The following is a 7,279-nucleotide window of genomic DNA, read 5'->3' as shown; positions in this document are numbered from 1 at the left end:
CATCTCCTTCGTTCTGCGTCCCGTGGACGGCGGCGCAGTCGTCCAGCACCTCCCTGGCCAGTATCTCAGCTTCCGCTTCCATCTTGCCGATGGCGAGGAGCAGCGGCGGAACTATTCGATTTCCTCGGCGCCAAACGGTCAGACCTACCGCATCACCGTGAAACGCGAGCCGCACGGGCGCGTGTCGAGCTGGCTGCACGAGGTGGCCGAAGTGGGCCAGCGGATCGACGTCGCGCCGCCCGCGGGTGCCTTCTTCCTTGATCCCTGTGACAAGCAGGAAGTGGTGCTGCTTTCGGGCGGTGTCGGACTGACGCCGATGATCTCGATGCTCGAAGCCTTTGGCGGGAAAGGTCTGCGCATGATCCATGTTCACGCGGCGCAGGATCCGGAGCGCCACGCCATGACCGGAACCTCTGGTAGGCTCGCCGACGCGACCTTTGCGTTTTATGAGGATCTCGGCGGGCGGGAACGCGAGGAGGGGGTCTTGGAGGGACGCATCGACCCTGCCTGGCTGACCGAGAACACCGACATCGAGCAGGCCGACTATTTCATCTGCGGCCCGGTTGGTTTCATGCAGGCGATAGTGCGTGGGCTCAAGGCGGCGAATGTGCCCGATTCGCGCATTCACCATGAGTTCTTCGGACCTGCAGCGGTGACGATAGGGTGAGCCACCTGAACGCGCACCGACACCGAATTTGAGGAGACACTGGAATGGCCACGACTTCGGATCGCATGCGGGCCTGGACCGGCCCGGCGGTGTTCAGCTACGGCTTCCGGCCGTTCTTCCTGGGGGCCGGGGTCTGGGCGGTGTTGTCGGCCTGCCTCTGGCTCGCGCTGCTGCCCGGCACACTCGCACTGCCGACCCGGCTCGACCCGGTGTCCTGGCACGCCCATGAATTCCTCTTTGGTTACCTTGGGGCGGTGTTGGCCGGCTTCATAATGACGGCGGTGCCCAATTGGACCGGGCGGATGCCGATCGTCGGATGGCCACTGATACTGCTCTTCACGCTATGGCTGGTGGGCAGGCTGGCCATGGGAGTCTCGGCGCTGCTGCCGGCGGGGCTCGGAGCTTCGGTGGACGTGTCCTTCCTGCTGGCCCTGGCGCTGGTGATGCTCCGCGAGATTGTGGCGGGACGGAATTGGCACAACCTCGGTGTGGTTGCGCTGCTCGGCATCTTTCTCGGCGGCAACTTCCTCTTCCACGTCGAGGCCCGCGGGGGGGTACGCGGCCGGAGGCATGGGGCTGAGGATCGGGCTTGGCGCTGCGCTGATGATGATCGCCCTTGTCGGCGGTCGGATCGTGTCTTCGCTCACGCGGAGGTTCTTTCGCTACAGGGATGCCACAAACGCGAGCGGCTTCTCGCTTTCAGAGCAAGTCCTGAAGACGCGCCGGAAGGAAGTCGATACCGGAAGCAGCTCAGGACACCGCTCCAATTTCGGAACTGTGAAACACGTAGACAAACCAAAATCAATGCAAGTCCGCACCACGCTGGACAGCGACCTCTGGTCCTGTATGCGTAGCACATGGGCTGGCCGACATTGTTTAGCCATCTTATTTAAGTAACCTTGGGAGGAAATATGGATCGTCGTTCTTTCATCCGCCGTGCTGGCCTTGCCGGTGCAGGTGCTAGCGCAGTAACGCTCGCAACACCCGCACTTGCGCAAGAGCGCATCACGTGGCGCATGGTCACCACTTGGCCTAAAAATTTTCCGGGGCTCGGTGTTGGTGCGCAGCGGCTTGCTGACCGGATCACCGCTGCCTCTGGCGGACGCCTGACTGTGCAGGTCTATGCAGCCGGTGAAATGGTTCCCCCGCTTCAGTCTCTTGATGCTGTCATCGATGGCACCGCAGAGATGAGCCATGGGGCGGCCTACTATTGGCAGAACAAGTCAACAGCTCTGTCCTTTTTCACTGGCGTTCCTTATGGGATGACGGCCGGTGAGATCGCTGCCTGGGTGCGTCACATGGGCGGTCAGGACCTGTGGGATCAAGTCTATGATCAATTCGGTGTCCAAGGCTTCCTCTCGGGAAACACAGGCACCCAAGCTGGTGGCTGGTTCCGGGAAGAGCTCACTGGCCTCGATAGTCTGAAGGGCCTTCGGTTCCGTACCCCGGGCCTGGGCGGTCGCGTTTGGGAGAAACTCGGCGCTACGGTCACGAACATGGCTGCGGGTGAGATCTTCCAGGCGCTGCAGTCGGGCGCGTTGGATGCCGCTGAGTTTGTCGGCCCCTATAACGATCTCGCGCTCGGGTTCTACCAGGTCGCGAAGAACTACTACTTCCCGTCGTTCGTCGAGCCCGGCCTTGCAACTGAACTCGTCGTGGACAAAGCAAAGTATCAGGCTCTCCCAGATGATCTGAAGGCGATTGTGCGGGATGTCTGCCAGGCCGAGTACGATACCGTGTCATCCGATTTCATTGCGAACGATCCCCGCGCTCTGAAAACGCTGGTGGACGAGCATGGTGTGCAAGTGCGACAGTTCCCGGATGAGATCCTCGAAGCCGGTGCCAAAGCGTCGATGGAAATCATCACCGAACTTCGCGACAGCGACGATGAGATGACACGCAAGGTCACCGAGCACTTCATCGAGTCCCTGAATATCATGCGGACGCGCACGGAAGGGAACGACCTGAACTTCATTCAGGCGCGAGCTAAGTACTTCACGCTCTGAAACCTATCGGTGCGAATGCAGAAAGGCCCGGGCTAACACCCGGGCCTTTTTTTGTGGAGTTCGTTAGCTGCTACCCGGAAATAATGGACGGGAGCCACGTCACAACGCCAGGGAATGCGAACAGAAGCGCAATGGCGATGATCTGAAGGACTACGAACGGCAGGATGCCTCGGTAGATCGCAGAAGTAGGGACGTTGTCCGGAGCCACGCCGCGAAGATAGAACAATGCGAACCCAAATGGGGGGGTAAGGAACGATGTCTGAAGGTTCACACCAACGAGAACGCCCAGCCAGACCGGGTTGATGTCCATAGCCAGCAAAATCGGCGCGGTAATTGGGATGACGATGAAGATGATCTCGAAGGTGTCGAGAATGAAGCCCAGCACGAACATGATTGCCATCACGACCGCGACGGCCATAAGCGGACCACCCGGCAAGCCAGTGAGGAACTCGTGAACGAGATTATCGCCGCCCATCATGCGGAAAACCACCGAGAAGACCGCGGCGCCAAACAGGATGATGAACACCATGCTGGTGATGGTGGCGGTTTGAATTGTCGTTTCCTGCAGAATTCGCCAAGAGAGCTTCCAACGTGCGGCAGCAAGAACGGTCGCGCCGACGGCGCCAACGGAGGCTGCCTCTGTGGGTGTCGCAATCCCGCCCAGTATCGAGCCGAGTACGGCAAGGATGAGCAGCAGTGGCGGCAGAAGAGCGGTGAAGACCTCGCGTTTCAGGTGATGCCTCTCTTCCGGGGGCACCGGCGTCGCGGGGCAGCTCTCAGGATCCGTGATCGCTTTGAAGACGACATACCCGATATAGAGCGCCACCAGCAGGAGGCCGGGGATCAGGGCCCCAGCGAAAAGGTCTCCGACAGAGACAGGCGTGGGCGCGAAGTTGCCCTTTGCCATCTGAACCTGGGCGTTGATGCCGGAAAGCATGTCGCCCATGAAAATCAGGACTGTAGAGGGTGGGATAATCTGCCCAAGCGTGCCCGAGGCGCAAATGACGCCGGTCGCGATTGTGGGCTTATAGCCAGCGCGCATCATGGCTGGAAGCGAGATCAGGCCCATGGTGACGACGGTGGCGCCGACGACACCTGTGGAAGCTGCAAGCATGGCGCCAACAATGACGACGGAGATAGCAAGGCCACCACGCAGGTTGCCGAAGAGCTTACCCATTGTCAGGAGAAGTTGTTCGGCGATCTGGGATCGCTCGAGCATCACCCCCATGAAGACGAAGAGAGGCACGGCCACCAGCACCTCATTGGTCATGTAGCCAATGTATCGGTTGGGTAGGGACCCGAAGTTGGAAGGGTCGAAGACGCCAAAATACATGCCCACTGCTCCGAAAAGCAGGGACGTGCCAGCGAGAGTGAATGCGACTGGGAACCCCAGTAGTAGAAAACCGATAATGCCGAAGAACATCAGCCCGGAGAGCATCTCGCCGATCAGGATGGGATCCATCAAACTGCCTCCGTCGGATGTGCTGGGTCTTCTTGTCTCGAGTAGCGCATTCTTTCGGGCACCAAATCTTCACGGCCGCCCAGCATGAGTAGCGAGCGGATGATCATCGCCAGGCCCTGAAGCGCCACGAGGACGGTGAAGGCCAGGATAAAAGTTTTCAGAATGTATAGACCAGGCATGCCCCCTACATTTGCAGAGCCTTCGGAATAGTTCCACGAGCGCGTCACGAAGGGGAGTGAGTAGATCCAAATAACGAACATCATCGGCAAGAGGAATATGATGACACCAACCAGATCTACGACGGCCTTCCTTTTGGGGCTTGCCGGGCGATAGAAGATATCGACGCGTACATGACTGTCACGCAGAAGCGCAAAACCGGCGATGCCGGTGAACATTGCGCCATTGAGCCAGATGTACAGATCTTGCATCCAGACGTGGCTGACCGCGAATGCGTATCGCTGCACGACGACTGTGAAGCAAACGAGCACGATCGCTGCCGATAGCCAAGACAGGATTATCCCGACAACGGTGTTGATCGTGCAGATCATGGCGGCTAGCCGCCCTAGTTTCTGCATGATGCGTGTTCTCCTCTCAAACATAGCCGCGGCTATGCATCTTGCCTGCTGTATGCCTGACGTAAGACAAAAGTCCACCGTCTCACGAAGAGGAATGCACTGTACTTTCGCTACGGTGGCTGTGCCGGATTTGTGCAAGAGCGACAAGATCCGCCGGCAGAGTTACCCGCTCCCGCTGGTCACTCGTGGGCAGTGTACTACTCGACGCTCCCTCGGCCGTCCTTGGAGTTTCCGCGGATCTTGGTATTCGGATGTCTCGTCGCACGCATGCGCGCTGGGTGCGGAGCCCTCAAATTGCTCAAGCGCTCGCCGAGATACAGGCCAACTTACTACCGACATACCTCCGCGCCATTTTCACATGTCAGCTAGGCGTCATCTTGGGCGATGCACATGCGCGCATTGGACGAAGCCGAAGGCGACCATCACCGCGATCATCGCCGAGCCGCCGTAACTGACCAGCGGTAGCGGCACGCCGATTGGTGACGAGATAGGTCATCGTGCATGCGCTCCGAACTTGGGATGGGTCCCCGCCGGCCCAAACCGGCGGGGTCGCGAGCCGTGGCTCAGCCGTGGCTCTGGGCCAGCGCGGCTTCGCGCTCCTCGCGGCTGCGGCGGTCGACGCCGAGCATCAGCACGATGTTCTTGGCGACGTAGATCGACGACCATGTGCCGATGACGATGCCGAAGGTGATCGCGAAGACGAAGCCGCGGATCACGTCACCGCCCAGCACCAGCAGCGCGATCAGCGCCACCAGAGTGGTCAGCGAGGTCATCAGCGTCCGGCTCAGCGTCTCGTTGGCCGAGAGGTTGAGCAGCTCGCGCAGCGGCATCTGGCGGAACTTGCGCAGGTTCTCGCGCACCCGGTCGAAGACCACCACCGTGTCGTTGATCGAGTAGCCGAGGATGGTAAGCAGCGCCGCCACGATGGTCAGGTCGACCTTCAGCTGGAACAGCGAGAAGACCCCCAGCGTGACCACCACGTCATGCACCAGCGCCGCCACCGCCCCGACCGAGAACTGCCATTCGAAGCGGACCCAGACGTAGACGAGGATCCCCGCCGTCGCCGCCCCGACCGCCAGCAGGGCCATCCAGAGCAGTTCCGCCGACACCTTGCCGCCGATCGTCTCGACCGAGGTGAAGGCGATGCCCGGATCGGTCTGGCGCAGTGCGTCCTGCACCTTGGTCAATGTCTCCTGCGAGAGCGCGGCGTCGCCGCCCTCGGCGCCGATGCGGATCGAGACCACCTGCTGGTCGGGCGCGAAGGTCGGGTCGAAGACCTGCGTGATCACCGCATCCTGCATGCCGATCCCGGCCAGCGCCGTGCGATAGGCACCGATGTCGAGGCTCTGCTGGGTCTCGGCGCGGATGCTGGTGCCGCCCTTGAAATCGATGCCGAGGTTGAGCCCCATGCTGAAGATCAGGAAGACCGAAACCACCACCGCTAGCACCGAGGCGCCAAAGGTGGCATATTGCGCGCGGAAGAAGTTGATCGTGGTCTTCTCGGACAGGCGGCTCAGCAGGCCCGACATCCTCAGGCTGCGCGGCTTGCGCCATTCCAGCCAGCTTTGCAGCACCAGCTTGGTGACGAAGACCGCCGTGAACATCGAGGTGAGGATGCCGAGCCCCATGGTGACGGCAAAGCCGCGCACCGGCCCGGAGCCGAGCCAGAACATCAGCCCGGCGGTCAGCAGGCCGGTGAGGTTAGAGTCGAGGATGGCCGAGAAGGCGTTGTCGAAGCCCTTGCCGACGGCGCGCCAGACCGATTTCTCGGCCCGCAGCTCCTCGCGGATGCGTTCGAAGATCAGCACGTTGGCATCCACCGCCATGCCCATGGTCAGCACGATCCCGGCGATGCCGGGCAGGGTGAGCGTGGCGCCGATGGCCGACAGCAGCCCCAGCAGCATCGCCATGTTCATGCCGAGCGCGAAGGTGGCGACAAGGCCGAAGCCGCCGTAGCTCAGCACCATCAGCGCACAGACCGCGACCAGCCCGACGACGGCGGCGCGGGCGCCGGCGGTGATGCTGTCCTGCCCGAGCTCCGGCCCGATGGTCCGTTCTTCGAGGAACTGCAGCTCGGCGGGCAGCGCGCCGGCGCGCAGCAGGGTCGAGAGCTCGGTCGCCTCTTCGACGGTGAACTGGCCGGTGATGATGCCGGAGCCGCCGGGGATGTGGCTCTGGATCACCGGGGCCGAGAGCACCTCGCCGTCGAGCACGATGGCGAAGGGCTCGCCGATATGGGCGGCGGTGAAGTCGCCGAAGGCGCGGGCGCCCGAGCTGTCGAAGCGGAAGGTGACCGCGGGGCGGCCGTTCTGGTCAAAGCTGGGCTGGCTGTCGGTCAGGTCCTCGCCGGTGACCACGGCACGCGGATCGAGGTTGTAGCTCTGTTCGGGCTGGCTGGCAGAGGGCAGGGTGACTGCGTCCGGCCCGGCGCCGGCGAGCACGGCGTTGAACGAGAGCTTCGCGGTGGTGCCGATGAGGCTCTTGAGGGTCTCGGCGTTGTCGAAGCCCTTGCCGACGGCGCGCCAGACCGATTTCTCGGCCCGCAGCTCCTCGCGGATGCGTTCGAAGA

General features: G+C 61.8%; 6 protein-coding genes and 1 pseudogene. 3 read left to right on the top strand and 4 right to left on the bottom strand.

The window, feature by feature from the left end:
- The 3 genes from ACN0Q0_RS17095 to ACN0Q0_RS17085 all read left to right on the top strand — a co-directional run.
- A partial coding sequence (locus ACN0Q0_RS17095) for an FAD-binding oxidoreductase (protein ID WP_417244434.1) occupies positions 1-667 on the top strand: 667 nt, incomplete at its 5' end.
- A 44-nt stretch (positions 668-711) separates the two neighbouring features.
- A complete protein-coding gene (locus ACN0Q0_RS17090; RefSeq protein WP_343504785.1) occupies positions 712-1,521 on the top strand; it encodes an NnrS family protein in 810 nt (269 codons plus the stop codon).
- Positions 1,522-1,578: 57 nt separating this feature from the next.
- Positions 1,579-2,673, top strand: coding sequence for a TRAP transporter substrate-binding protein (locus ACN0Q0_RS17085; protein ID WP_164213573.1), 1,095 nt, complete (start codon positions 1,579-1,581; stop codon positions 2,671-2,673).
- A 70-nt stretch (positions 2,674-2,743) separates the two neighbouring features.
- On the opposite strand, the gene ACN0Q0_RS17080 is transcribed toward ACN0Q0_RS17085, so the two are convergent.
- From ACN0Q0_RS17080 to secD, 4 genes and pseudogenes are all read right to left on the bottom strand, one after another.
- Positions 2,744-4,135 carry a TRAP transporter large permease gene (locus ACN0Q0_RS17080; protein WP_164213574.1) on the bottom strand — a complete coding sequence of 464 codons (1,392 nt, stop codon included), beginning with the start codon at positions 4,133-4,135 and terminating at the stop codon, positions 2,744-2,746.
- Positions 4,135-4,710, bottom strand: coding sequence for a TRAP transporter small permease subunit (locus tag ACN0Q0_RS17075; RefSeq protein WP_164213575.1), 576 nt, complete (start codon positions 4,708-4,710; stop codon positions 4,135-4,137). The genes ACN0Q0_RS17080 and ACN0Q0_RS17075 overlap by 1 nt, the downstream gene beginning before the upstream one ends.
- A gap of 372 nt (positions 4,711-5,082) precedes the next feature.
- Positions 5,083-5,187: pseudogene (locus tag ACN0Q0_RS17070) on the bottom strand (FtsW/RodA/SpoVE family cell cycle protein); the annotation flags it as partial.
- A gap of 86 nt (positions 5,188-5,273) precedes the next feature.
- The coding region (secD, locus tag ACN0Q0_RS17065; protein WP_417244433.1) for a protein translocase subunit SecD at positions 5,274-7,279 on the bottom strand (2,006 nt) is incomplete at its 5' end.

Source organism: Celeribacter sp. (assembly GCF_048259695.1).
Classification (GTDB): Bacteria; Pseudomonadota; Alphaproteobacteria; order Rhodobacterales; family Rhodobacteraceae; genus Celeribacter.
The sequence above is the reverse complement of the archived record's forward strand: the minus strand, read 5'-3'. Positions and strand labels throughout refer to the sequence as shown.